This window comes from Streptomyces sp. NPDC048516, assembly GCF_043199875.1.
Taxonomy (GTDB): Bacteria; Actinomycetota; Actinomycetes; order Streptomycetales; family Streptomycetaceae; genus Streptomyces.
Window position 1 is genome coordinate 466,010 of record NZ_JBICWS010000001.1, and the last position, 22,430, is coordinate 488,439.

At 71.7% G+C, this 22,430-nt stretch carries 20 protein-coding genes; 16 read left to right on the forward strand and 4 right to left on the reverse strand.

The genetic code is table 11. The annotated features are described in order from the left end of the window. The first annotated feature begins 57 nt into the window (after positions 1–57). The gene (locus ACGFR7_RS02155; protein ID WP_393311963.1) at positions 58–798 is read left to right on the forward strand and encodes a 2OG-Fe(II) oxygenase; all 741 of its coding nucleotides are present in this window, start codon (positions 58–60) and stop codon (positions 796–798) included. A gap of 42 nt (positions 799–840) precedes the next feature. Here ACGFR7_RS02155 and ACGFR7_RS02160 read toward each other — a convergent pair whose 3' ends face one another. Then, positions 841–1,605 (reverse strand): SDR family oxidoreductase, encoded by a 765-nt coding sequence (locus ACGFR7_RS02160; RefSeq protein WP_393311965.1) that lies wholly within the window; start codon positions 1,603–1,605, stop codon positions 841–843. A 204-nt stretch (positions 1,606–1,809) separates the two neighbouring features. After that, positions 1,810–2,793, reverse strand: a complete 984-nt coding sequence (locus ACGFR7_RS02165; protein ID WP_393311967.1) for a ScbA/BarX family gamma-butyrolactone biosynthesis protein — start codon at positions 2,791–2,793, stop codon at positions 1,810–1,812. 172 nt (positions 2,794–2,965) lie between these two features. Here ACGFR7_RS02165 and ACGFR7_RS02170 point away from each other — a divergent pair, with 172 nt between their 5' ends. Next, positions 2,966–3,640, forward strand: a complete 675-nt coding sequence (locus ACGFR7_RS02170) for a ScbR family autoregulator-binding transcription factor (protein ID WP_393311969.1) — start codon at positions 2,966–2,968, stop codon at positions 3,638–3,640. 594 nt (positions 3,641–4,234) lie between these two features. Then, positions 4,235–6,685: an MFS transporter gene (locus tag ACGFR7_RS02175; protein WP_393311971.1), complete on the forward strand. Its 2,451-nt coding sequence runs from the start codon at positions 4,235–4,237 to the stop codon at positions 6,683–6,685. A 189-nt stretch (positions 6,686–6,874) separates the two neighbouring features. Here ACGFR7_RS02175 and ACGFR7_RS02180 read toward each other — a convergent pair whose 3' ends face one another. Next, positions 6,875–7,408, reverse strand: a complete 534-nt coding sequence (locus tag ACGFR7_RS02180) for a GNAT family N-acetyltransferase (protein WP_393311973.1) — start codon at positions 7,406–7,408, stop codon at positions 6,875–6,877. A 74-nt stretch (positions 7,409–7,482) separates the two neighbouring features. After that, on the reverse strand, positions 7,483–8,175 hold the full coding sequence (locus ACGFR7_RS02185) for a FadR/GntR family transcriptional regulator (protein WP_393311975.1): 693 nt from the start codon (positions 8,173–8,175) through the stop codon (positions 7,483–7,485). 166 nt (positions 8,176–8,341) lie between these two features. Here ACGFR7_RS02185 and ACGFR7_RS02190 point away from each other — a divergent pair, with 166 nt between their 5' ends. The 13 genes from ACGFR7_RS02190 (at position 8,342) to hypF (ending at position 22,390) form a co-directional block, all read left to right on the forward strand. Further along, positions 8,342–10,201, forward strand: coding sequence for a 2-isopropylmalate synthase (locus tag ACGFR7_RS02190; RefSeq protein WP_393311977.1), 1,860 nt, complete (start codon positions 8,342–8,344; stop codon positions 10,199–10,201). A 307-nt stretch (positions 10,202–10,508) separates the two neighbouring features. Beyond that, positions 10,509–11,252, forward strand: a complete 744-nt coding sequence (locus ACGFR7_RS02195) for a DUF4232 domain-containing protein (protein WP_393311979.1) — start codon at positions 10,509–10,511, stop codon at positions 11,250–11,252. 219 nt (positions 11,253–11,471) lie between these two features. Beyond that, complete coding sequence (locus ACGFR7_RS02200) at positions 11,472–12,560, forward strand: hydrogenase expression protein HypE (protein WP_393311981.1); 1,089 nt, start codon at positions 11,472–11,474, stop codon at positions 12,558–12,560. 86 nt (positions 12,561–12,646) lie between these two features. Next, positions 12,647–14,431, forward strand: a complete 1,785-nt coding sequence (locus ACGFR7_RS02205) for a nickel-dependent hydrogenase large subunit (RefSeq protein WP_393311983.1) — start codon at positions 12,647–12,649, stop codon at positions 14,429–14,431. Next, positions 14,428–15,039: a hypothetical protein gene (locus ACGFR7_RS02210; protein WP_393311985.1), complete on the forward strand. Its 612-nt coding sequence runs from the start codon at positions 14,428–14,430 to the stop codon at positions 15,037–15,039. Before ACGFR7_RS02205 ends, ACGFR7_RS02210 begins: the two co-directional genes overlap by 4 nt. Then, positions 15,036–15,701, forward strand: coding sequence for a DUF5947 family protein (locus tag ACGFR7_RS02215; protein WP_393311987.1), 666 nt, complete (start codon positions 15,036–15,038; stop codon positions 15,699–15,701). The genes ACGFR7_RS02210 and ACGFR7_RS02215 overlap by 4 nt, the downstream gene beginning before the upstream one ends. Beyond that, entirely contained in the window at positions 15,698–16,432 is a 735-nt protein-coding gene (locus tag ACGFR7_RS02220; protein ID WP_393311989.1) for a DUF6084 family protein, read from the forward strand. Before ACGFR7_RS02215 ends, ACGFR7_RS02220 begins: the two co-directional genes overlap by 4 nt. Then, positions 16,429–17,850 carry a hypothetical protein gene (locus ACGFR7_RS02225; protein ID WP_393311991.1) on the forward strand — a complete coding sequence of 474 codons (1,422 nt, stop codon included), beginning with the start codon at positions 16,429–16,431 and terminating at the stop codon, positions 17,848–17,850. Before ACGFR7_RS02220 ends, ACGFR7_RS02225 begins: the two co-directional genes overlap by 4 nt. Continuing rightward, entirely contained in the window at positions 17,847–18,416 is a 570-nt protein-coding gene (locus ACGFR7_RS02230) for a hydrogenase maturation protease (protein WP_393311993.1), read from the forward strand. Before ACGFR7_RS02225 ends, ACGFR7_RS02230 begins: the two co-directional genes overlap by 4 nt. Beyond that, entirely contained in the window at positions 18,410–18,514 is a 105-nt protein-coding gene (locus ACGFR7_RS02235) for a DUF6893 family small protein (RefSeq protein WP_393311995.1), read from the forward strand. Before ACGFR7_RS02230 ends, ACGFR7_RS02235 begins: the two co-directional genes overlap by 7 nt. A 127-nt stretch (positions 18,515–18,641) precedes the next feature. Then, positions 18,642–19,022, forward strand: coding sequence for a hydrogenase maturation nickel metallochaperone HypA (locus tag ACGFR7_RS02240; protein WP_393311997.1), 381 nt, complete (start codon positions 18,642–18,644; stop codon positions 19,020–19,022). Between the two features lie 3 nt (positions 19,023–19,025). Then, the gene (gene hypB, locus ACGFR7_RS02245; protein WP_393311999.1) at positions 19,026–19,943 is read left to right on the forward strand and encodes a hydrogenase nickel incorporation protein HypB; all 918 of its coding nucleotides are present in this window, start codon (positions 19,026–19,028) and stop codon (positions 19,941–19,943) included. Beyond that, entirely contained in the window at positions 19,940–22,390 is a 2,451-nt protein-coding gene (hypF, locus tag ACGFR7_RS02250; protein WP_393312001.1) for a carbamoyltransferase HypF, read from the forward strand. The genes hypB and hypF overlap by 4 nt, the downstream gene beginning before the upstream one ends. Positions 22,391–22,430 lie beyond the last annotated feature (40 nt).

Consider the following 22,430-nt stretch of genomic DNA (forward strand, 5'->3'; position numbering starts at 1 on the left):
ACTCCCCGAGAGCCGCCCCGCCCGCCCCGCCCGCCCCAAGTCCCCCTGGAGCACGCCATGACCACCACGACCACCCGGCGCCGGGCCCGTCCCACAGTGCTCGCCGAACGGGTAGCGGCCGGCGACTGGACGGCACTGGGCAAGGAACTCGACGCCCTGGGCTGCGCGTTGACCCCACGGCTGCTCGGCCCGGCCGAGTGCCGTGCCCTGACCGCCCTGTACGACGACACCTCCCGCTTCCGCTCGACCGTCGACATGGCACGGCACCGCTTCGGCTCGGGCCGGTACCGCTACTTCGCGGACCCGCTGCCCGAACCCGTCCGGATCCTGCGCGAGGCGTTCTACCCGCACCTGCTGCGGATCGCCCGCGACTGGGCGGCCAGACTCGGCAGGCCGGCCCCCTGGCCGGACACCCTGGGGGAGTGGCTCACGATGTGCCACGACGCCGGGCAGACCAAGTCCTCGCAGATCCTGCTGCGTTACGGAGCCGGCGACTGGAACGCACTGCACCGCGACATCTTCGGGGAGATGGTCTTCCCCCTCCAGGTCGTCATCGGCCTGGACGAGCAGGGCACCGACTACACCGGCGGCGAATTCCTGCTCGTCGAGCAGCGGCCGCGGGCACAGTCCCGCGGCACCACCACCGTCCTGCGGCAGGGCCACGCCCTGGTGTTCACCACCCGCGACCGCCCCGTACGCTCCGCCCGTGGCTGGTCGGCCGGTCCCGTACGCCACGGCGTGAGCACCGTCCGCTCGGGCCACCGGCACTCCCTGGGTCTGGTCTTCCACGACGCCTGACGACACCGCGGCGCATCCCGGTCCAGGGCCGCTCCGACGGGGTCAGAGCATCGAGCCGCCCGTGACGTCGAAGCGCTGGCCGGTGATCCAACGGGAGGCATCCGAGGCCAGGAACGCGGCGACGTCCGCGATGTCGGAGGGGCGGCCGATGCGGTTGAACACCGAGTAGGCCGCCAGTGCGGCCCGCCCTTCCGGCGTCGCCCTCCGCGCCGCCGTCACATCGGTCTCGACCCAGCCGGGGGCGATGGTGTTCACCGTGATCCCGCGCGCGCCGACGTCCTTGGCGAGGGTGTGCGTGAGCGTTTCCAGCGCGCCCTTGGAGAGGCTGTAGGCGATCTGCGACGGGTGCGCCGTACTCGTCACCGCCGACGAGATGTTGATGATGCGTCCGCCGTCACGCATCCGTCGCAGACCGTGCTGGATGACGAAGAACGGAGCCCTGATGTTGACGGCGAGGGTGCGGTCGAACTCCTCGTAGGTGACCGCGTCCATACGCCCGGGGAAGTTCTGGGCTGCGTTGTTGACGAGAATGTCGAGGCCGGGCTCCGCGCCGGAGGCGGCGAGTTCGGTGTCGAAGGCGGTGAAGAGGGCTTCGGCGTCACCGGGAACTCCCAGTTGCGCGCCGACCATGAACGCCCGGCCGCCCGCACGCGTGATGCCTTCGACCGTTTCCTTGGCCGCGATGTCGTTGCTGCCGTAGTGGACGGCGATCAGCGCGCCGTCCTCCGCGAGGCGCTGGGCGATGCCCCGGCCGATGCCGCGGCTGGATCCCGTCACCAGCGCGGTCTTCCCCTTGAGGTCACCCATGATCGTTCTTGGCCTTCCGTTCACCTCGTGGCGGCGTGCCGCCGCCGGTTGCTTTCGATGGCTGGTGGGACAGCCGGGGAGCCCGATGCCCATGCTCAGGAGCCGTTACCCCTCGCGACAGACGGCTCCGAAGGCCGCCCGGTCCGGTGGCTCATGAAGTGTGGAGCCCCTGACGAGAGCGTCAGGACCCGTGAGGGTGTGCGCTCAATGCTGGGTGTCCAGTGCGGTCAGGGTGGAGACGAAGACCGGCTTGCCCTCCTGGGAGCCGGTGACCTGAACCGTCGTGGTGGAGGGGAGCGCGGACGGGATGCGCCGGGCCACGAGGGTGCAGGGGATGCCGTGCTCGGCGTACCGGTGGAATTCGGTGCCGAAGGCGTACGGCACGAAGATCTGGGGCGCGGTCAGCGCCCGGGCGGCCTGCTGTGCGGCGTCGAGCAGCAGCATTCCCGGAATGTGGTCATTCGCCGGATTCACCATCGCGCCATGGCCGGGTGCGATGCGCAGTTCCCACCGCCCGGACCTGCCGGTGGGGGACAGCAGGACATCGCTGTCCATGGCGCTGCCGGTCAGTTGGTGCGGGACGGGTGCGGGCAGTGGGCCCAGGGTGCGGCGTGCGGCCAGCCGTTCGCCACGGATCCGGCGGTAGACGGCAGGGGAGGCGACGGCGACGTCGGAATAGCCCGTGGCGACGATCCGGCCCGCCTTGCGGATGGTCATGCTGAAGTGGCCGCCGGACAGCGTGCCGTTCCGCAGTCGCATCCGGCTGCAGGTGACATCGACCGTCAGCCGGGTGGGCCCGCCGCCAACGGCCATATGCTCGGGGTGGGTTGTGTACACCAGGTTGCCGAGGATGAAGTGGTGGCCGACCGGTACGCCGAGTTCGGTGTGGCACAGGAGCAGCCCCGCCTGGCGGATGGTCTCGCCGGTGAGGATGAGGTGGTGGCGGCCGTGCGCCGAAGTGAAGTACCCGTGGTCGTGCGGCCACTGGGCGGTCAGCGTGAAGCGGGAGTCGTTCAGCCGGCGCCATGAGGTGACCAGAATGTCGTCGGCAATGGGCCGGTGAACGAACTCCTGAGGAATGCGGGGGGCGTAGGGATGGCCGGCGGCCGCGCGGTGGTTCCCCTTCGCGTGTGTCTGATGTGGAGCCCTGGGCTGAACCGTGCCGCTGACGTGCATCGTGTCGCTCATGAGTGCCCCCAGGCGTCTCTACGGGAAGAGGTACATCGCTGATAAGATACGTACCATCCGGTTTTATTTTCAATGCCGGGCGTCGAATTGCAGCAAGTGGCTGACCCAGGGGTGAATTGAGCGGTAGCTAACTGATGCGAACATGGAAAACACGAGAGACAGGAGGCGTCCTGTGGCACAACAGGACCGCGCGATCCGGACCCGGCGACTGATTTTGGAGGCGGCCGCCGCGGTCTTTGACGACCTCGGTTACGACCGCGCGACCATCGCCGAAGTCCTCGACCGCGCAGGCGTCACCAAGGGCGCCTTGTACTTCCACTTCGCCTCCAAGGAGCAGCTCGCGCTGGCGGTGCTCGATGAACACGTACTGGACATCGCCGTGAAGCCGCAGAACATCAAGTTGCAGGAGTTCGTCGATGCGGGCCAGGTGCTGGCGTACCGGCTGCGCAGTGACCCGATCCAGCGCGGGGCGGCGCGGCTGGCGGTCGAACAGGGCTCCAACCACCTCGACCGCAAGCAGTCGATGCTCTCGTGGAGCGTGTTCGTGGAGGGGCTGCTGAACGAGGCGAAGGACCGCGGTGAAGTGATGGAGAGCATCGTCGTGCGGGAGTCCGCGGAGCTGTTCGTCGGCGCCTTCGCCGGGCTGCAGATGATGTCCCAGGCCTTCACCAACCGGGCCGATCTCAGCCGCCGGTTGACCGTTTTCTTCGAGCACACCCTGCCGAGCATTGCGGTTCCGGCCATCCTTGCCAAGCTCAAGCTGGATTCTGAGCGCGGCGCACAACTCGATGCCGCCCTGCAGGGGAAGGCGCCGGCCAACGCCGGGATCGATGCCGCGGCGAGCTGACTCCGGCGCGTCGGGCCGGGCGGCTCGCGGCGGCCGGGTGGCGTGGATTGTCCGGCAGGGGCGGGAGGCGAAAACATACCGCGCATGCGGTGTTGGCGGTCGAGCTGTGTAAGTGCTGTGGATAAACGGTGCAGGTCAGAGGCGTCGTGGGGGCTCCCGCGGCGCCTCCTGTCGTAGGTGGACGGGTGCGCGGGGAGCAGCGGGCGAGCGGGCGGGCGGCGGCGTCCGGTGGTCTCTGCCGGACGGGATTGTCAGTGGTGTGCTGTTCACTGGGGCTCGGCGGGTTCGACGGAGTCCGCGCATCGAGGGTGCGGCCGGGGGAGGCCCGATGGACGGGACGAGAGGGAGTCAGAGGCAGGGCGGAGTGAGGCAGATCACGGCCGCCGGGGAGCGAGGGCGGCCGGTATCGCGGAATAGACCGCCGCGATAAAACGTTCGACATGCACGTATCCATGGCCTGATCGTGCCGACGCCCGGGGGAGATGCCCCACCCCTGGACGCTGCTGCTCACCCCCGCTCCGCCGCTCTCTCCACCCAAGTCACCTCCCCCCACTCCCACCGACGCTCATCTCCGCCGCCCTGGAGGCCGCCCGCATGACCCGCACGATGACGGACCAGCTTCCCGGAAGGGCGGCGGGCACCGCTGCCGAGCCCCCCGAGCCCGACCGGACCGTGGGCGGGCACCGCAGAACCCGTGGTGGCCTCGTCCCGGTCCTCGCCTTCTCCGGCATCGTCGTCGCGGTCATGCAGACGCTGCTGGTGCCGGTCATCAAGGACCTCCCGGTGCTGCTCAACACGGCCCCGAGCAATGCCACTTGGGTGATGACGGCCACCCTCCTCGCGGGTGCCGTCTCGACGCCCATCATGGGACGCCTCGGTGACCTCTACGGCAAGCGCCGGATGCTGCTGACCAGTCTCGCGGTCATGGTCGTCGGCTCGCTGATCTGCGGCTTCACCAGCGACCTGCTCACCATGATCGTGGGCCGGGCGCTGCAGGGCTTCGCCATGGGCGCCATTCCGCTCGGCATCGGCATCATGCGCGACGAGCTGCCGCGCGAACGGCTCGGCTCCGCCATGGGCCTGATGAGCTCGTCGATCGGTGTGGGCGGCGGGCTCGCACTGCCGGTCGCGGCCCTGGTCGCCCAACATGCCGACTGGCACACCCTGTTCTTCGGCGCGGCCGGTCTCGGTGTGCTGTCGATGCTGCTCACCGTCCTGACCGTCCCGGAGAGCGCGGTGCGTGCCCGGGGCCGCTTCGACGTGGCGGGCGCCCTGGGGCTGTCGGCCGGACTGGTCGCCCTGCTGCTGCCCATCACCAAGGGCAGCGACTGGGGCTGGGGCTCGCCCACCACCCTCGGTCTGTTCGGTATCGCGGCCCTGATCCTGGTGCTGTGGGGCGTGATGGAGCTGCGCATCGCCGACCCCCTGGTCGACCTGCGGACCACCGCCCGCCGCGAGGTCCTGCTCACCAATCTCGCCTCGATCACCATCGGAGTGGCCTTCTACGCGGTCTCCCTGGTGCTGCCGCAGCTGCTGCAACTGCCCGAGTCGACCGGTTACGGCCTCGGCCAGTCCATGGTGGTGGCCGGCCTGTGCATGGCGCCACTGGGCCTGACGATGATGCTCGTCTCCCCGCTGTACGCGCGGATCGCCGCCCGGCGCGGCCCCAAGGTCTCGCTGCTGCTGGGCATGCTCGTCATCGCGATCGGCTACGGCGCGGGCATCGGCCTGATGGCGGCCCCCTGGCAGACCGTCATCATCGCGGTGGTCCTCGGCGCCGGCATCGGCCTGGCGTACTCCTCGCTGCCCGCGCTGATCATCGGTGCCGTCGACCCCTCCGAGACCGGTGCGGCCAACGGTCTGAACACCCTGATGCGCTCGATCGGCACCTCCGTGTCCAGCGCCGTGATCGGCATGGTGCTGGCCCATATGTCCCAGCGGATGGGACCGGCCACGGTGCCGACGATGGCCGGATTCCGGGTCTCCTTCCTGATCGCCACGGCCGCCGTCATCGTCGGTGTCGTCCTGGCGTTCTTCCTGCCCTCGGCGCGCAAGGCATCCCGTCCGACCCTGATCGCGCAGAGCACGGACGGCGGTGACGGAGGTGACGGCGGCGTCATCGGTGACAGCGGTGCCGGGGGCGTGGCCGGTGCTGACGCCGAGGTCGCCGCTGACGCCCGGGTTGCCGCTGCGGTCGGGCCGGCCGTGCAGAACGCGACGGCCGTGCGGAACGTGCCGCACGAGCCGACCGCGACCGGGCCGGCCGGCACCCGTTCCGGCTTCGCCGGCCGGGTCCTGGACACCTCCGGCGGCCCGATACCGGGCGCGAGCATCACCCTGATCGACCGCCGGGGGCGGCAGGCCGGCGTCACCACGGCCGACGCCGACGGGGGCTATGCGCTCGCGGCCCCCGCGGCCGGCACCTACGTCCTCACGGGCGCCGCGCCCGGCCACACCCCCTATGCCGCCACGGCCATGTACCGGGGCGGGGACGTTTCCACCCGGGTCGAGTTGATACTCGCGGGCACCGGCCGGCTGGGCGGCGTGCTGCTCGGGGGCCCTGAAGGTGCGCCACTGGCCGGCGGGAGCATCGTGCTCACCGATGCCGGTGGCGAGGTGGTGACCCGTACGACCTCCGGCGCCGACGGGAGCTGGGACCTCTCCGCTGTGCCGCCCGGCCCCTACACCCTGGTGCTGAGCGCCCCCGGCCACCAGCCGCAGGCCCGTGCCGTCGAACTGTCCGGCGGCGAGCCGGAACGGCAGGACATCCGCCTGCAGCCGACCGCGACCGTCCGCGGAACGGTGCGGGGCCCGAACGGCCGGCCGCTCGCCGATGCCGCCGTGACCCTCGTCGAGGACGGCGCCGTCGCGGGGCACACCGTCACCGGACCGGACGGGGCTTTTGCCTTCGCCGACCTGAACGGCACTCATTACACCCTCACGGCAGCCGGGTTCCCGCCGTACGCCGTCCCGATATCCCTCGCCGGCGGCGCCCACGAGATCCTCGACCTGGACCTCGCCCAGCCGTCGGCGGCCACCCGCTGACCCGGGCATGCGGTGCGCGCACCTCGCTGCGCGCCGCACCCGCCCCCGCCTCCTTCCCCGCCCCCGTTTCGGGAGAGACCGCGGGGGAGAGGCGGCGGCGTTCGACGACGCCGCGTCCGCACGCATGCCGACCGGGGAGCGTGCGGACCCCGTCCGGTTTTCGGGCCGCGCCCGGGCCCCGTGTCCCGCTCAGCCCTGGTACTCCGTGAGATCAATGCTGTGCACCGTCAGCGCATGGCCGTACTCCGGATGCGCCGCCTCCCGCTCGAAGGCCATACCGAGCTTGCGCAGGACGTTGTCCGAGGCCTCGTGGCCCAGCCGGTTGACGGCGATGACACGGTCCAGGCCGCGGTCCTGGAGGGCGAACTCCAGCACGGCCTGGGCGGCTTCGGAAGCGTAGCCCTGGCCCCAGTACTGCCGTCCGAAGCGCCAGCTGATCGCCACCTCGTGGGCCACCTCCGGAAGAAATCCGGGTACGGACAGACCGGCGCATCCGGCCAGTTCGCCCGAGGCGAGCAATTCGACGGCGAAGAGGCCGAAGCCCTCGTCGTCCCACTCCTCCTCCCACCGTTCGATCTCCTCGGCGGTTTGCTCCAGGCTCAGGACGGAGCCGTCGCCGATCCAGCGCATGACCGCCGGGTCCGTGTTGATGTCCGCCATGGGGGCGAGGTCGTCGTCGGTCCAGCGGCGGAGGATGAGGCGGGGGGTGCGGATCTCGGTCATGGCGCCCATCCTGTCCAATGGCGGGGGCTCGGCGGTAATCGGCGGGTGCCCGTTCGCGGGCCGTGCGGCGCAGGTCACTGGCCCAGCAGCTGCGCCAGTGTCCCGTCGAGCTCGGTCTGCAGGATGCGGCTCGCGGCCTCGCCGTCCCCGTCGGCGACCGCCTCGACCAGCGCCGCATGGCGGCCATCACCGTGCTGTGGGTCCTCGTCGCGCAGTCCCAGGAGCTCCACGAGATCGATCAGTCCCTGGCGCAGCGCCGGTACGAACTCCGCGAAGAGATCGCTGAGTACGGGGTTGTGCGCGGCCTCGACCACCGCTGCGTGCAGGGCGATGTCCGCGTCCACGAAGTCCGCGTGGCCGGCTCCGGCCGCGGCCGTACGCCGTTGGCCGAGGGCGGACCGCATCGCCGCGACATCGGCGTCCGTGCGCCGGGCGGCGGCCAGCCGGGCGGCCTGAACCTCGACCATGGCGCGGACCTCGTAGACATCGGCGACGGCCGCGCCGCGCAGACGGGCGGGCCAGTCCTCGGTGGGCTCGGTGGCGATCACGAAGACGCCGGCGCCCTGGCGCGGCTGCACCAACCCGGCGCCGGCGAGGGCCCGCACGGCTTCGCGGACCGTGGAGCGGCCCACTCCGAGCGTCTTGGCCAGGGTGGTCTCGCCGGGGAGTTTGGTGCCCACCGGCCAGTGACCGCCGGTGATCTGGTCGCGAAGCCGCTGGGCGGCCTGTTCGACCAGTGGACTGGGGCGGAGCGCGTCGAGTGACATCCCGTCATACCTCTCAGGTTGTCTGAGGAGTTGATTCATGGTTAGTTTACCCGCCATGAAGCTGCGTGGTCTCCTTCTTGGCCGCCGCGGCGGGGCCTGACGCGACCGGCACCCCGCCGCGGGGTGTGGTGCTGCCGGTCTCCCGCCGGCTTGTGAAGGACTGACCATGCCCCGTAGCCACCCCGCCCGCTCCTACGCCGACTCCGCCGCCACGCAGGGCGCGACGCTTTCGTTTCCCACGCTCCGTACGCCCGCCGGGCCGGTACCCGCCGACGCGCCGGGGTGGAATCCGCAGCGAGGCAGTGCCATGTCGGCCCACCGCTACCGGCCCGCCCACGACCGCGTCGAGGTACCGCTGACCGGACGCGCCTGGCCCGCCGCCCGGATCGAGCGGGCCCCGCTGTGGGTGCCGGTCGATCTGCGCGACGGCAACCAGGCACTGGCCGAGCCGATGGACACGCCCCGCAAGCGCCGGATGTTCGATCTGCTCGTCGCGATGGGCTTCAAGGAGATCGAGGTCGCCTACCCCTCCGCGAGCCGCACCGACTTCGACTTCGTCCGGCACCTCGCCGAGAGCGGCGCCGTGCCGGACGACGTGACGGTTGTGGTCTTCACCCCCGCCCGCCGTGAACTGATCGAGCGGACCTTCGCGGCCATCGAGGGGCTGCCGCGCACCGTCGTGCACCTCTACACGCCGACCGCACCCACCTGGCGCGAGGTGGTCCTCGGCCGGAGCCGGGCAGAGGTGCACCGTCTGGTGCGCGATGCCGCGACGCAGATGGCCCGGCTGGCCGCCGCCCGGCCCGGGGCCGACATCCGGTTCCAGTTCTCGCCGGAGGTCTTCAACCTCACCGAGCCCGACCTCGTCCTGGAGATCTGCAACGGCCTGACGGAGCTCTGGGACGCCGCACCGGACCGCCCGGTGACCCACAATCTGCCGGCCACCGTCGAGGTCGCCACGCCCAATGTGTATGCCGACCAGATCGAGTACATGCACCGCCATCTGGCACGGCGGGACGGCGTCGTCCTCTCCGTGCACCCGCACAACGACCGTGGCACGGGGGTGGCCTGTGCGGAACTCGCCGTGCTGGCCGGGGCGCAGCGGGTGGAGGGATGCCTGTTCGGCAACGGGGAGCGCACCGGCAATGTCGACCTGGTCACCCTCGCCCTCAACCTGCACACCCAGGGCGTCGACCCGATGCTCGACTTCTCCGACATCGGCACCGTCCGCCGGACGGTGGAGGACTGCATCCGGCTGCCCGTCCACCCCCGCCACCCCTACGCCGGTGAGCTCGTCCACACGGCCTTCTCCGGAACCCATCAGGACGCCATCAGCAAGGGACTGGCCCACCACGCCCGACGCGCCGCCGGGCTGGGCGTCCCGGAGTGCGAGGCGCCCTGGGCGGTGCCGTATCTGCCGGTCGACCCGGCGGATCTCGGCTGCACCTATGAGGCGGTCATCCGGGTCAACAGCCAGTCGGGCAAGGGCGGGATCGCGCATCTCCTCCGGGTGCACCACGGCCTGGACCTCCCGCAGGACCTGCGCCCCGACTTCTCCCGCACGGTGCAGCGCGCCACGGATGACAGCGGGCAGGAGGCCACGCCGAAGGAGCTGTGGGAGTTGTTCCGGAGCACCTATCTGGCGCCGGGGGAGGACGGCCCGCTGACGCTCGGCTCGTGGACCGCCACCGAGCCCGCTCCGGGCCGCCACCGTGTCCGGTGCGAGCTGAGCGAGGGCGACGGCGACGACGAGGAAGTGGCGGGGTGCTACGAGGGCTCCGGCAACGGCCCGCTCACCGCATTTGCCGGCGCGCTGGCCGCGGCGGGGCACCCCGTCGACATCCTGGCCTATGCCGAGCACGGTCTCGCCTCCGGTCCGGACAGCGCCGCCGTCGCCTACGTCCAGTGTCGTATCGGTGGCGCCACGTACTGGGGGGCGGGGCAGGACACGTCCGTCCTGACGGCCTCGGTGCGGGCGGTGCTGTCGGCCGTCAACCGGGCGAGCGGGGACCGGGCCACCTCCTAGGAAACCGGGGCCGCTGGGCCTGCCGGGGAGCATGGGACCGGTGATCTCGATCGACGGAACGGCCGAACCTGGCGGTGGCGTATCCGCAACTCGGGAATTCTCTGCGATTCTGTGCGACACGCCCCGGATACCGGCTGGTCACGCCGATTCCGGGGAGACCGGCGTGCCCAGCGCCCCGGCTCGTTAGTGGTGTGTTAGTGCCTCGTTAGCGGACCGGCAGTGCCCGAGCCCACGCTGGCAGGAGTATTGGACGGAACCGTACGCACCCACGACGAGAGCTCGCACCTACCAGACGAGGGGGACACTTATGTCGCTCACCTTCAAGACACCCGGCCGCGGCCGGCGTGTCGCCGCGGGATCGCTGATCGCCGTCGCAGCGCTGGGGCTCACCGCCTGCCAGGGCGGGACCGACGCCACCTCGCACCCCTCGTCGGCCGCCGCACCCGTCACGTCCCACGACAAGCAGAGCGGTGACGGCTCGCAGTCGGCCGGCGGCAGCAAGTCGACCGGGGCAGGGCCGCAGTCCTCCGCGAACGGTCCAGGTCCCTCGGCCTCCTCGGCGAAGGCGACCTCACCCGGCAGCAAGCCGACGGGCAAGGCCCCGAGCGCCGCACAGTCCCAGGCCTCCGCCATGGCGGCGTCGGACCGTTGCACCGCCGACCAGATGTCGCTGCGCCTGGGTGCCTCCGACATCGGTGCGGGCAACATCCGCTACCCCCTCGTCTTCACGAACAAGGGAAAGAAGGCCTGTTCGCTGCGGGGCTACCCCGGAGTCTCGCTGATCAAGCGGGACGGCTCGGCCGTCGGCAAGCCCGCCACTCGCGGAGGCGGCTCCGGCGGCGCCGTCCGGCTCCAGCCGGGGCAGAGCGCACACGTCCTGCTGCACACCCTCAACGAGGGCGTCTCGGACACCCCGTGCTGGGACCGCTCGCAGCTCGTCTTCGTCTACCCGCCCGGATCCAAGGAGCCGATGACCACGGGCAGTGCCGGTCTGCGGGTGTGCGGCGGACGGTTCGACGTGACCGCGGTGGAGGCCGGGGGACTGGGCTGACCCGCTGTACGGCGACACGGGAGCCGGGCGGCCGCGAAGGCGGTCACCCGGCTCCCGTGCGTTCTCCGGCAGGGCGGTGCCCTGCAGCGGGCCGGGCGCCGGGACGGTTCACCACAACGGCCCCTTGTGACCGCCCTGCCGTTCCGGATCGGTGTTACCAAGGTGGATGGAAGCCTTGAATGAGTGCTTTCGTTGCATATCTGCCGAGGAGCCGTCCCCATGTCTGCAGCTTCGAGCGTGGCCGCCCAGGCCGCTGCGAACGGAAAGCCGTCCGCCGAGGATGAGTCCCCGATCCACATTCTCTGGATCAACGCCGGCCTGAGTTGCGACGGCGACTCCGTGTCGCTGACCGCAGCGACCCAGCCGAGCATTGAGGAGATCGCGCTCAGTGTGCTGCCGGGGCTGCCCAAGATCGCCGTCCACTGGCCGCTGATCGACTTCGAATGCGGCCCCGTCCAGGGCGCGGACAATTTCATCGAGTGGTTCTTCAAGGGCGAACGCGGTGAGATCGACCCGTTCGTGCTGGTCATCGAGGGATCCATCCCCAACGAATCCATCAAGCCGGAAGGCTACTGGTGTGGTTTCGGTGACGACCCCGAGACCGGTCAGCCGATCACCACCAGTGAGTGGATCGACCGGCTCGCCCCCAAGGCGCTCGCCGTGGTCGCCATCGGCACCTGCGCCACGTACGGCGGTATCCACGCGATGGCGGGCAACCCGACCGGAGCCATGGGCGTGCCCGACTACCTGGGCTGGGACTGGACCTCCAAGGCCGGGATCCCGATCGTCTGTGTTCCCGGCTGCCCGATCCAGCCGGACAACTTCTCGGAGACGCTGGTCTATCTGCTCTACCAGGCGGTGGGCTCGGCCCCGATGATCCCGCTGGACGACCAGCTGCGCCCCACCTGGCTCTTCGGCGCGACCGTGCACGAGGGCTGCGACCGGGCCGGCTACTACGAACAGGGCCAGTTCGCCACCACCTACGACTCGCCCAAGTGTCTGGTGAAGCTCGGCTGCTGGGGTCCCGTGGTCAAATGCAACGTGCCCAAGCGGGGCTGGATGGACGGCATCGGCGGCTGCCCGAATGTCGGCGGTGTCTGTATCGCCTGCACCATGCCCGGCTTCCCCGACAAGTTCATGCCGTTCATGGACGAGCCGCCCGGCGGCAAGCTCTCCAGCACCGCCAGCGCCGCGTACGGCAGTGTCATCCGCCGGCTGCGGGACATCACGGCCAAGACCGTCGATCACGAGCCCAAGTGGCGCCACCGCGGCGACCAACTGACCACCGGCTACCGGAAACCGTGGTGAGCGCACCCCGCCCGTAGCCGTCCGGCTCCTTCCGGGCCTCCGTCCGACCTCACTTCCGCGCGCAACAGAAGGGCACGGCACTCACGATGGCACCGAAGACAAAGGCGGCCGGTGACGGCAGCGGTCTGACGGAGATGTCCTGGGATCCGATCACCCGGATCGTGGGCAGCCTCGGCATCCACACGAAGATCGACTTCAAGCAGAAGCGGGTGGCGGAGTGCTACAGCACCTCCTCCGTCTTCCGTGGCTACAGCGTCTTCATGCGGGGCAAGGACCCGCGTGACGCACACTTCATCACCAGCCGGATCTGCGGTATCTGCGGTGACAACCACGCCACGTGCTCCGTCTACACGCAGAACATGGCCTACGGGGTGAAGCCCCCGCACCTGGGGGAGTGGATCATCAACCTCGGCGAGTCCGCCGAGTACATGTTCGACCACAACATCTTCCAGGAGAACCTGGTCGGGGTCGACTACTGCGAAAAGATGGTCCGCGAGACCAACCCCGGCGTCTGGGAACTCGCCCAGCGCACCGAGGCCCCGCACGCCGCCGAGCACGGCTACCGCACCATCGCCGACATCATGAGCTCCCTCAACCCACTGGAGGGCGAGTTCTACCGCGAGGCGCTGCAGGTCAGCCGCTACACCCGGGAGATGTTCTGCCTCATGGAGGGCCGCCATGTGCACCCCTCCACGCTCTACCCGGGCGGCGTCGGCACCATCGCCAGCGTCCAGCTCTTCACCGACTACCTCAGCCGGCTGATGCGCTACGTGGAGTTCATGAAGCGGGTCGTCCCGCTCCACGACGACCTGTTCGACTTCTTCTACGAGGCGCTGCCCGGGTACGAGGAAGTCGGCCGGCGACGGGTGCTGCTGGGCTGCTGGGGCGCGCTCAACGACCCCGACCACTGCGACTTCACCTATCGCAACATGACGGACTGGGGGCGGAAGATGTTCGTCACCCCCGGCATCATCGTCGACGGCAAGCTGGTCACCAACGACCTCACCGAGATCAACCTCGGCATCCGGATCCTGCTGGGCAGCTCCTACTACCAGGACTGGGAAGGCCAGGAGCTGTTCGTCACCCACGACCCGCTCGGCAACCCCGTCGACCCGCGCCACCCGTGGAACCAGCACACCATTCCGGCGCCGCAGAAGCGGGACTTCAACGACAAGTACAGCTGGGTGATGTCCCCGCGCTGGTTCGACGGCAACGAGCATCTGGCGCTGGACACCGGCGGCGGCCCGATCGCCCGGCTGTGGTCCACCGCGCTGTCCGGGCTCGTCGACACCCCGTACGTCAAGGCCACCGGCCACAGCGTCACCATCGACCTCCCGCGCAGCATGACCAAGCCCGAGGCCCGCTTCGAGTGGAAGATCCCCAAGTGGAGCAACGCGCTGGAGCGTAACCGCGCGCGCACCTACTTCCAGGCGTACACGGCGGCCATGGCACTGCACTTCGCCGAGCAGGGGCTCGAAGAGGTCCGGGCTGGACGCACCCAGACCTGGGAGAAGTTCGAGGTGCCCGACGAGTCCATCGGCTGCGGCTTCACCGAGGCGGTACGCGGTGTGCTCTCGCACCACATGGTCATCCGGGACGGGAAGATCGCCAACTACCACCCGTACCCGCCCACCCCGTGGAACGCCAGCACCCGCGACACCTACGGCACCCCTGGCCCGTACGAGGACGCCGTGCAGAACACCCCGATCTTCGAGGAGAACTCCCCGGAGAACTTCAAGGGCATCGACATCATGCGCGCCGTGCGCAGCTTCGACCCGTGTCTGCCCTGCGGCGTCCACATGTACGTCGGAGGCGGCAAGTCCGTACAGAAGATGCATGTGCCCACCGGACTGAGCGGGTTGTCGGGATGAGCGCCCGGGCCACCGCGGCGCAGGCCGCCGCACCCGGCGCCGGCGCTCCCCGGGGCGCCGCGTCCCCGGGCACCGTGCCGAACGCCGAGACGACCGGACGGCGCGTCGAAGAGGTACTGGACCACCTCGCCGGGCGCGACCGCGAGGCGGGCGCCGCCGCCGAGGAACTGGTCCGGGTCCTGATGGACTTCTACGGTGCGGGGCTCGCCCGGATCATGCACCTCGTCGGCAGCGGCACGGAAGACGGCGGTCCCCGGTCGGCGCTGCTCCGCGATGAGCTGGTGACCAGCCTGCTCGTGCTGCACGACCTGCACCCCGAGGACACCGCGGCACGCATCGGCCGCGCCCTCGACAGCGTCCGCCGCCAACACCCCGCCGAGGTCGCGGAGTTCGACGCGGAGAGCGGGGCGCTGCGACTGCGCGCCGGCGACGGTGGAGGCTGCGGCTGCCCGAGCACGAACCAGCAGGCCAGGCAGGCCGTCGAGGCCGCCGTGTCCTGCTTCGCGCCCGAGGTGACCTCGGTGCGGTGGGAGGCGGCGGGGGACCGGAGCGAACCGGCGCTGCTGCAGATCTCCCGTCGTCCGCCGACCGCCGCCACCGCCCCGTGAGCGGCCGGCAGGCGGCGCCCCCGCGGCTCGGACCAGCGGCCGCCCACCGCGGCCTGCGCCGCTTCCGCGCGCCGGTACCGCCCACCCCCGAACGCTGTGAACTGTGCGGAGTCGTGCTGGCCGAGCACAACCACCGCCACCTGGTGAACACCGAACGCCGCGCGCTGGCCTGCGCCTGCACCCCCTGCGCACTGCTCTTCGACCGGCCCGGTGCCGGCGGCGGACAGTTCCAGACCGTCCCCGACCGCTATCTCGTCGACCCCGGCCACACCCTCGACGACGCGGCCTGGAACCTCCTCCAGATCCCCGTCGGCGTCGTCTTCTTCCTGCGCCACGCCGACGACCGGCTGGTCGCGCTCTACCCCAGCCCGGCCGGCGCCACCGAGAGCGAACTCGACCCCTCGACCTGGCAGAGCGTGCTGGCCGCCAGCCGGCTGGCCGGCCTCCTGCGGCCCGATGTGGAGGCGCTGCTGCTGCGCCGCTCCGAGGGCCGGATCGACTGCTATCTGGTGCCCGTCGACATCTGCTACGAACTCGTCGGCCGGATGCGCCTGTTGTGGCAGGGCTTCGACGGCGGGGCCGAAGCGCGCACCGCGCTCTGCGACTTCTTCGCCAAGGTCGCCCGCAAGGCCCGTGAGCCGAAGGAGGGCGACCGGCCGTGACCGATCTGTCCTTCCAGTGCACCGGTGTCCGCGCCGACCGCTACGCCGCCGCCCCCACCCTGCTCTTCCGGCTGCGGATCACCGCCGCCGAAGGGGCCCGGGTGCACGCCGTCGCGCTGCGCTGCCAGCTCCGCATCGAGCCGGCCCGGCGCGGCTACCGCCCCGACGAGGCCGAAGCGCTCAGCGATCTCTTCGGCGAGCGGTCCCGCTGGGGCAGCACGCTGCAGCCCCTGCAGTTCGCCCAGGTCTCCCTGGTCGTCCCCGGCTTCACGGGTGAGACCGAGGTGGACCTCCCGGTCCCGTGCGGCTACGACCTGGAGGTCGCGGCCGGCCGCTACTTCCATGCGCTGCGCGACGGCGAGATCCCGCTCCTGCTGCTGTTCTCCGGCACGGTGTTCGCCGGCAGCGGCGGCTTCCACGTCGAGCCGGTGCCCTGGAACAAGGAAGCGTCCGTGCGGATGCCGGTGGCCGTCTGGCAGGAGATGACCGAGACGCACTTCCCCGGCTGCGGCTGGCTCCGGCTGCCCCGCGAAACCCTCGACGCACTGCTCGCCTACCGCTCACGGCACGCCCTGCCCTCCTGGCAGGCGACCGTCGAGTCGCTGCTGGCCACCGCGGAGGGCACCGAACCGCCCGCACCGCGCGCCCGCCGCTTCCCCGGTGCCGCCGCGCGCCCCGCCGCCGTCCACCCCGCCGCCGTCCACCCCGTCACCGAAAGGACCGCACCGTGACGACCAGCGTCCTGCCCGACGAGACGGCGGACCGCTTCGCCACCGCCCGCCAAGTGGCGGACGCCGTGCTGTTCGAGGGCTATGTGCTCTACCCGTACCGCGCCTCCGCCGCCAAGAACAAACTCCGCTGGCAGTTCGGCGTCCTCGTGCCGCCGCACTGGGGCGCCCGGAGTGCGGAGCACTCCTTCCAGCGCACCGAATGCCTCATGGAACCCAGGTCGGGGGCCCGGCTCTCGGCCGAGCTGCGGTTTCTGCACGCACAGCGGCGCACCGTCCAACGCCTGCGTCCGGACGGCGGGTTCGAGACCGTCGCGGAACTCGAACTGCCCGACCGGGTACTGGTCCCCTGGGACGAGGGCGTCGAGGAGCGTGTCCCGCTCGCGGCCGGCATCTCCCGGCTGACCGGCGAGGGCGTCACCGTCCCGTTCACCCGGCCCGCGGCAGAGGAGACCGAGCCCGTGCACGACGCGGACGGGCGCCTCGTCGGCAGGCTGGTGCGCCGCCGCGCGGAGCTCCGGGGACGCGTGCGGCTGACCGCGAGCGAACTCGACGGCCCCTACGCGGCGCAGCGGCTGACCGCGACCGTCGAGAACACCAGCGGCTGGCAACCGGAGGACACCGGCGCCGACCGTGACTCGGCGCTGCCGCACTCGCTGGTCGGCGCCCATCTCTTCCTCGGCCTGAGCGCGGGCTCGTTCGTGTCCATGACCGACCCGCCGGAGTGGGCCACGGGCGCCGCCGCGGCCTGCCGCAACGAGCACGTCTGGCCCGTGCTGGCCGGAGACTCGGGCCGCGCCGATGTGGTCCTGTCCTCCCCGATCATCCTGGAGGACCACCCGGCCATCGCCCCCGAGAGCCCCGGCGCACTCTACGACGCCCTGGAGATCGACGAAATCCTCGCCCTGCGCACCGCTGCCCTCACCGACCAGGAGAAGCGCGAGGCCCGCGGCACCGACCCCCGTGCCGCCGAGGTCATCGAGCTCGCCGACACCATGCCGCCCGAGGTGCTGGAACGTCTGCACGGCGCCGTACGGGCACTGCGCGAGGTCACCGGCCCGGGCCCGGCCGCACCCGACGACCTGGCCCCCGACGTGCCGGGCCTGCGCCCGGACACCCCCTGGTGGGATCCGGAGAGCGACCGCAGCGTCGACCCCGTACGCGACCGGATCACGGTCGACGGGCACTCGGTCGGCGCCGGCAGCCGGGTGCTGCTGCGGCCCGGACTCCGTCGCACCGACGCCCAGGACCTCTTTCTCCAGGGCCGCACCGCCCAGGTCGAGGCCGTGTTGCACGACGTCGACGGCGGGGTGCACCTCGCGGTGACCGTCGAGGGCGACCCGGGCGTCGACATCCGGCGCGAGCAGGGCCGGTTCCTGTACTTCCAACCCGACGAAATCGCCCCCCTGGAGGACGCGTGAACGCCGAAGCGCCGGTCGCCGGACCACCCGCCAAGACCCTGATCGCCGGCGTCGGCAATATCTTCCTCGGCGACGACGGATTCGGTGTCGAGGTCGTACGACGGCTGGGCGAGCACCGGCTGCGGGACGAGGTCGAGGTCGTCGACATCGGCGTACGCGGTGTGCACCTGGCCTACCGGATGCTGGACGGCTACCACACGGTGCTGCTGGTGGACGCCTGCGCGCGCGGCGGCGAACCCGGTACCGTCCACCTCCTCGACGCCACCGCTCCGGCCGGCGCCCGTCCCCACGACACCGCGCTCGACGGTCACCACATGACCCCCGACACCGTGCTCGCGCTGCTCGACACACTCAGCGCGGGTACCGATGGCCGCCGCCCGGAACGCGTCCTGGTCGTCGGCTGTGAACCCGCCGATGTCGCCGAGGGCATCGGGCTCAGCGAACCGGTCGACGCCGCGGTCGACGAGGCCGTGGGGCTGATCCTGCGGCTGGTCGGCACGGCGGAGCCGGCACCGGCCGCCGCGGCACCGCACACCAGTGATGAGAGGAACACGACACCATGCTGAAGCTCGCCCTGGGCGGGGCGCTCGCCGCCACGCTCGCCGTTGCCCTCAAGGCCGTACTGCCCGACGTCAAGCGCTATTTGCGCATCCGGTCCATGTGACGGGTGGCGCTGCACCGAACGGTGTACGCCACCGCGCCACCCCGGCGAGGCACCGCAGCCGCCCTCCGGCCGCGCCGTCTAATGAAGCCGGGCGGCACCCGGTCGTGCCCGCACCAGAGAGGGACCGATGCACGAGATGTCCATCGCGCTCGCGGTCGTGGAGCAGGTCGAGAACGCCGCCCGGCCCACCGGGTCCACCACCGTCAACAGCGTCCGGCTGCAGGTCGGCGAACTGGCCGGGGTGGTCCCGGGCGCGCTGGCCTTCTCCTTCGAACTCGCCTGTGCCGGAACGGTGCTGGAGGGGGCCGAGCTCATCACCGAACCCGTCCCGGCCCGCGCCCGCTGCGGCCCCTGTGCGGACACCTGGCCGGTGGGCATGCCACCACAGCTCAGCTGTCCCGGATGCGGCGGGGCGACGACCGAGCTGCTGTCCGGCCGGGAACTGCAGATCATCCGTGTGTGCTGGAACGACGCCCCGGCACACGCCCCGATTCCTGAGGAGCGCTGAACCATGTGCCGTGTCGTCGACCTGCAACAGGCGGTCCTTGCCAAGAACGACGCCTGCGCCCACACCCTGCGCGAGGACCTGGCCGCGCGTGGCACCGCGGTCGTCAACCTGCTCTCCAGCCCCGGCAGCGGCAAGACCGCCCTCCTGGAGCGGGAGCTCACCCTCGCCCGCAGCCGGGGCATCCCGGTCGCGGCGCTCACCGCCGACCTCGCCACCGAGAACGACGCCGTACGGCTGGCCCGCTCCGGCGTGCCCGTCAAACAGGTACTGACCGACGGGCTCTGCCACCTCGAGGCCGAGATGCTGGGCGGGCACCTCCACGGGTGGCTGCCCGCCGACACCCGGCTGCTGTTCATCGAGAACGTCGGCAATCTGGTCTGCCCGGCCTCCTACGACCTGGGGGAGACGCTGCGCATCGTGCTGGCGTCGGTGACCGAGGGCGAGGACAAGCCGCTGAAGTACCCCACCGCCTTCGGGCTCGCCCATCTGGTCGTGGTCACCAAGACCGACATCGCCGAGGCGGTCTCCTTCGACGAGGCGGAGTTCCGCGCCAACGTCGAACGCATCAACCCCGGTGTCGAGGTCGTCCTCACCTCGGCGCGCCGGGGCGAAGGGGACGGCGTCCTGGTGGACCGGGCGCTGGCCGCGCGCGACGGAGCGCCGGTGCACATCCCGGTCATGACCCGCAAGTCCCATCACGTTCATGACGCCGGGGACGGCCAGCCGCACGACGAGGGCCACCTCCATGCCGAGGCCCACACCCACGGCACGGACCACAGCCACCACGGGGACCACAGCCACGACCACAGTCACGGCCACGGCCACCACCGCGAACACGCCCACGCCCCGCGGGCCCAGGACAGCGGCCGCCCGCACACCACCGACCCCGACCCCGACACCGTGGCGTCGAGCCGCTCATGACCACCGGGCAGGCCGAGGCGGGCACCGCGAAGGCCCCCGCGACAGCCGCCGGACGCCGCCGGATCACCGTGCGCGGCGTCGTCCAGGGCGTCGGCTTCCGCCCCTTCGTCCACACCCTCGCCATGGAACTGGGCCTGACGGGCCATGTGACCAACACCGGCGAGGGCGTCGTCGCCGAGGTCGAGGGGGCCGCCGCCGCGCTCGCCCTGTTCCGCCGGCGGATCAGCAGCGACGCGCCACCGCTGGCCGTGGTCGAGGCCGTCCACGCCGAGGACGTCGCGGTGACCGGCGACGCCGGATTCCGCATCCTCCCCTCCCGCGCCGACGGCCTCTCCCGCACTCTGGTCTCCCCGGACGCCGCCACCTGCGAGGCCTGCCTCGCCGAGCTGACCGACCCGGCCGACCGCCGCCACCGCCACCCCTTCCTCACCTGCACCCATTGCGGGCCACGCTTCACCATCGTCACCGCGGTCCCCTACGACCGTGCGCTGACGACCATGGACCGCTTCCCGATGTGCCCCCGCTGCGCACGGGAGTACGCGGACCCCGCCGACCGGCGCTTCCACGCGCAGCCCATCTCCTGCCACGACTGCGGCCCCCGGCTGCGGCTGCTGACCGCGGACCCGGCCGACCGCACCCGCCCGCCGCGCCCGGCGGCCGGTCCCGACCCGGTCGCCGACGCCCGCCGGCTGCTTGCCGACGGCGCGATCGTGGCGGTCAAGGGCCTGGGCGGCTACCACCTCGTCTGCGACGCCTCCGACGACAGAGCCGTCGCCCTGCTGCGCGCCCGGAAGAACCGCGGCGACAAGCCCTTCGCCCTGATGGCCCGTCAACTCGCGGACATCGAGCACCTGGTCCGCGTACGGGCCGGGGAGCGCGCCCTGCTCACCGGGACCGTACGCCCCATCGTCCTGCTGCGCCGCCACCAGGACCCCGCACCGGCCCCGGACGCGCCGGTGCTGTCCGACGCCGTCGCCCCCGGCAGCCCCGACCTGGGCGTCATGCTGCCGTACACCCCGCTGCACCACCTGCTGCTCGGGCTGCCCGGCGACCCTCCCCCCCTCTCGGCTTCGTTCGAGCGGGGGGACCCCCACGGGCCCCGGCTGCTCGTCATGACCAGCGGCAATGTCGCCGGCGAACCGATCGTCACCGACGACGACGAAGCCGTACGGCGCCTTGCGCACCTGGCGGACGCCTGGCTCACCCACGACCGGCCGATCCGTATCCCGTGCGACGACTCCGTGGTCCGCCTCAGCGACGGGGAACCGCTGTTCATCCGCCGCTCGCGCGGGTATGCCCCGTTGCCCGTTGCGCTCCCGGTACCGGTCCGGCCCGCGCTCGCGGTCGGCGGCGACCTCAAGAACGTGCTCTGCCTCGGCGAGGGAGACCGCGCGTGGCTGTCTGCGCACATCGGCGACATGGACGACCTGGCGACGCAGCTCGCGTTCGAGGAGGCCGAGGCGCATCTGGAGACGGTCACCGGGGTGCGCCCGCAGATGCTCGCCGCCGACCGGCACCCCGGCTACCGCTCCGGGCAGTGGGCACAGCGCCACACCGACGGACGGCCGCTGGTCCGCGTCCAGCACCACCACGCCCATGTCGCCGCGGCCATGGCCGAACACGGCCTCCGTGACGGCCACCCCGTCATCGGCGTCGCCTTCGACGGCACCGGCTACGGCGACGACCACGCCGTCTGGGGCGGCGAGATCCTGCTCGCCGACTACGACGGATACCGGCGCTTCGGCCAGCTCGCCTACGTCCCGCTGCCCGGCGGCGACGCCACGGTTCGGCGCCCCTACCGGATGGCCCTGGCCCATCTGCGCGCCGCCGGCCTCGACTGGGCCGAGGACCTGCCGCCGGTGGCCGCCTGCCCGCCGCAGGAGCGGCAGTTGCTGGCCCGTCAGCTGGAGCGCCACCTCAACTGCGTGCCCACCTCCAGCATGGGCCGTCTCTTCGACGCCGTCTCCTCGCTGGCCGGGATCTGCCACCTCACCGGCTTCGAGGCCCAGGCCGCGGTCGCCCTCGAAGCCGCGGCCCTGACCGCGGGCGAGGACCACGGGCCCGGCTATGCGTTCGCGCTGCGCGCCGCGCCGATGGGCACGACGGGCGCCGACACCGTCGCCGACCCGGCGCCGGTGCTCGCCGCCGTCGTCGCGGACCTGCGCGCAGGCACCGCCCCGGCGCTGATCGCGGCCCGCTTCCACACCGCGGTCGCCGACCTCGTCCGCCGGGGCTGCACGCTGGCCCGGGAGCGCGCGGGCCTGACGACCGTGGCACTGACCGGCGGCGTCTTCGCCAACACCCTGCTGGCCGAGGCCACCGCCCGCCTCCTGCGGGAGGACGGCTTCACCGTCCTGCGCCACCGCCGCGTCCCGCCCAACGACGGCGGACTGGCGCTCGGCCAGCTCGTCGTGGCGGCGCGCACCGCAGGAGCCGCCGCGCGCTGAGCGGCGCCACGGCGCGGCAGAGCAACATACCCACGACGAG

Coding starts and splice junctions, on each gene's coding strand:
- ACGFR7_RS02155 (WP_393311963.1), top strand. CDS start 58: ATGACCACCACGACCACCCGGCGCCGGGCCCGTCCCACAGTGCTCGCC.
- ACGFR7_RS02160 (WP_393311965.1), bottom strand. CDS start 1,605: ATGGGTGACCTCAAGGGGAAGACCGCGCTGGTGACGGGATCCAGCCGC.
- ACGFR7_RS02165 (WP_393311967.1), bottom strand. CDS start 2,793: ATGAGCGACACGATGCACGTCAGCGGCACGGTTCAGCCCAGGGCTCCA.
- ACGFR7_RS02175 (WP_393311971.1), top strand. CDS start 4,235: ATGACCCGCACGATGACGGACCAGCTTCCCGGAAGGGCGGCGGGCACC.
- ACGFR7_RS02180 (WP_393311973.1), bottom strand. CDS start 7,408: ATGACCGAGATCCGCACCCCCCGCCTCATCCTCCGCCGCTGGACCGAC.
- ACGFR7_RS02185 (WP_393311975.1), bottom strand. CDS start 8,175: ATGTCACTCGACGCGCTCCGCCCCAGTCCACTGGTCGAACAGGCCGCC.
- ACGFR7_RS02190 (WP_393311977.1), top strand. CDS start 8,342: ATGCCCCGTAGCCACCCCGCCCGCTCCTACGCCGACTCCGCCGCCACG.
- ACGFR7_RS02195 (WP_393311979.1), top strand. CDS start 10,509: ATGTCGCTCACCTTCAAGACACCCGGCCGCGGCCGGCGTGTCGCCGCG.
- ACGFR7_RS02200 (WP_393311981.1), top strand. CDS start 11,472: ATGTCTGCAGCTTCGAGCGTGGCCGCCCAGGCCGCTGCGAACGGAAAG.
- ACGFR7_RS02205 (WP_393311983.1), top strand. CDS start 12,647: ATGGCACCGAAGACAAAGGCGGCCGGTGACGGCAGCGGTCTGACGGAG.
- ACGFR7_RS02210 (WP_393311985.1), top strand. CDS start 14,428: ATGAGCGCCCGGGCCACCGCGGCGCAGGCCGCCGCACCCGGCGCCGGC.
- ACGFR7_RS02235 (WP_393311995.1), top strand. CDS start 18,410: ATGCTGAAGCTCGCCCTGGGCGGGGCGCTCGCCGCCACGCTCGCCGTT.
- ACGFR7_RS02240 (WP_393311997.1), top strand. CDS start 18,642: ATGCACGAGATGTCCATCGCGCTCGCGGTCGTGGAGCAGGTCGAGAAC.
- hypB (WP_393311999.1), top strand. CDS start 19,026: ATGTGCCGTGTCGTCGACCTGCAACAGGCGGTCCTTGCCAAGAACGAC.
- hypF (WP_393312001.1), top strand. CDS start 19,940: ATGACCACCGGGCAGGCCGAGGCGGGCACCGCGAAGGCCCCCGCGACA.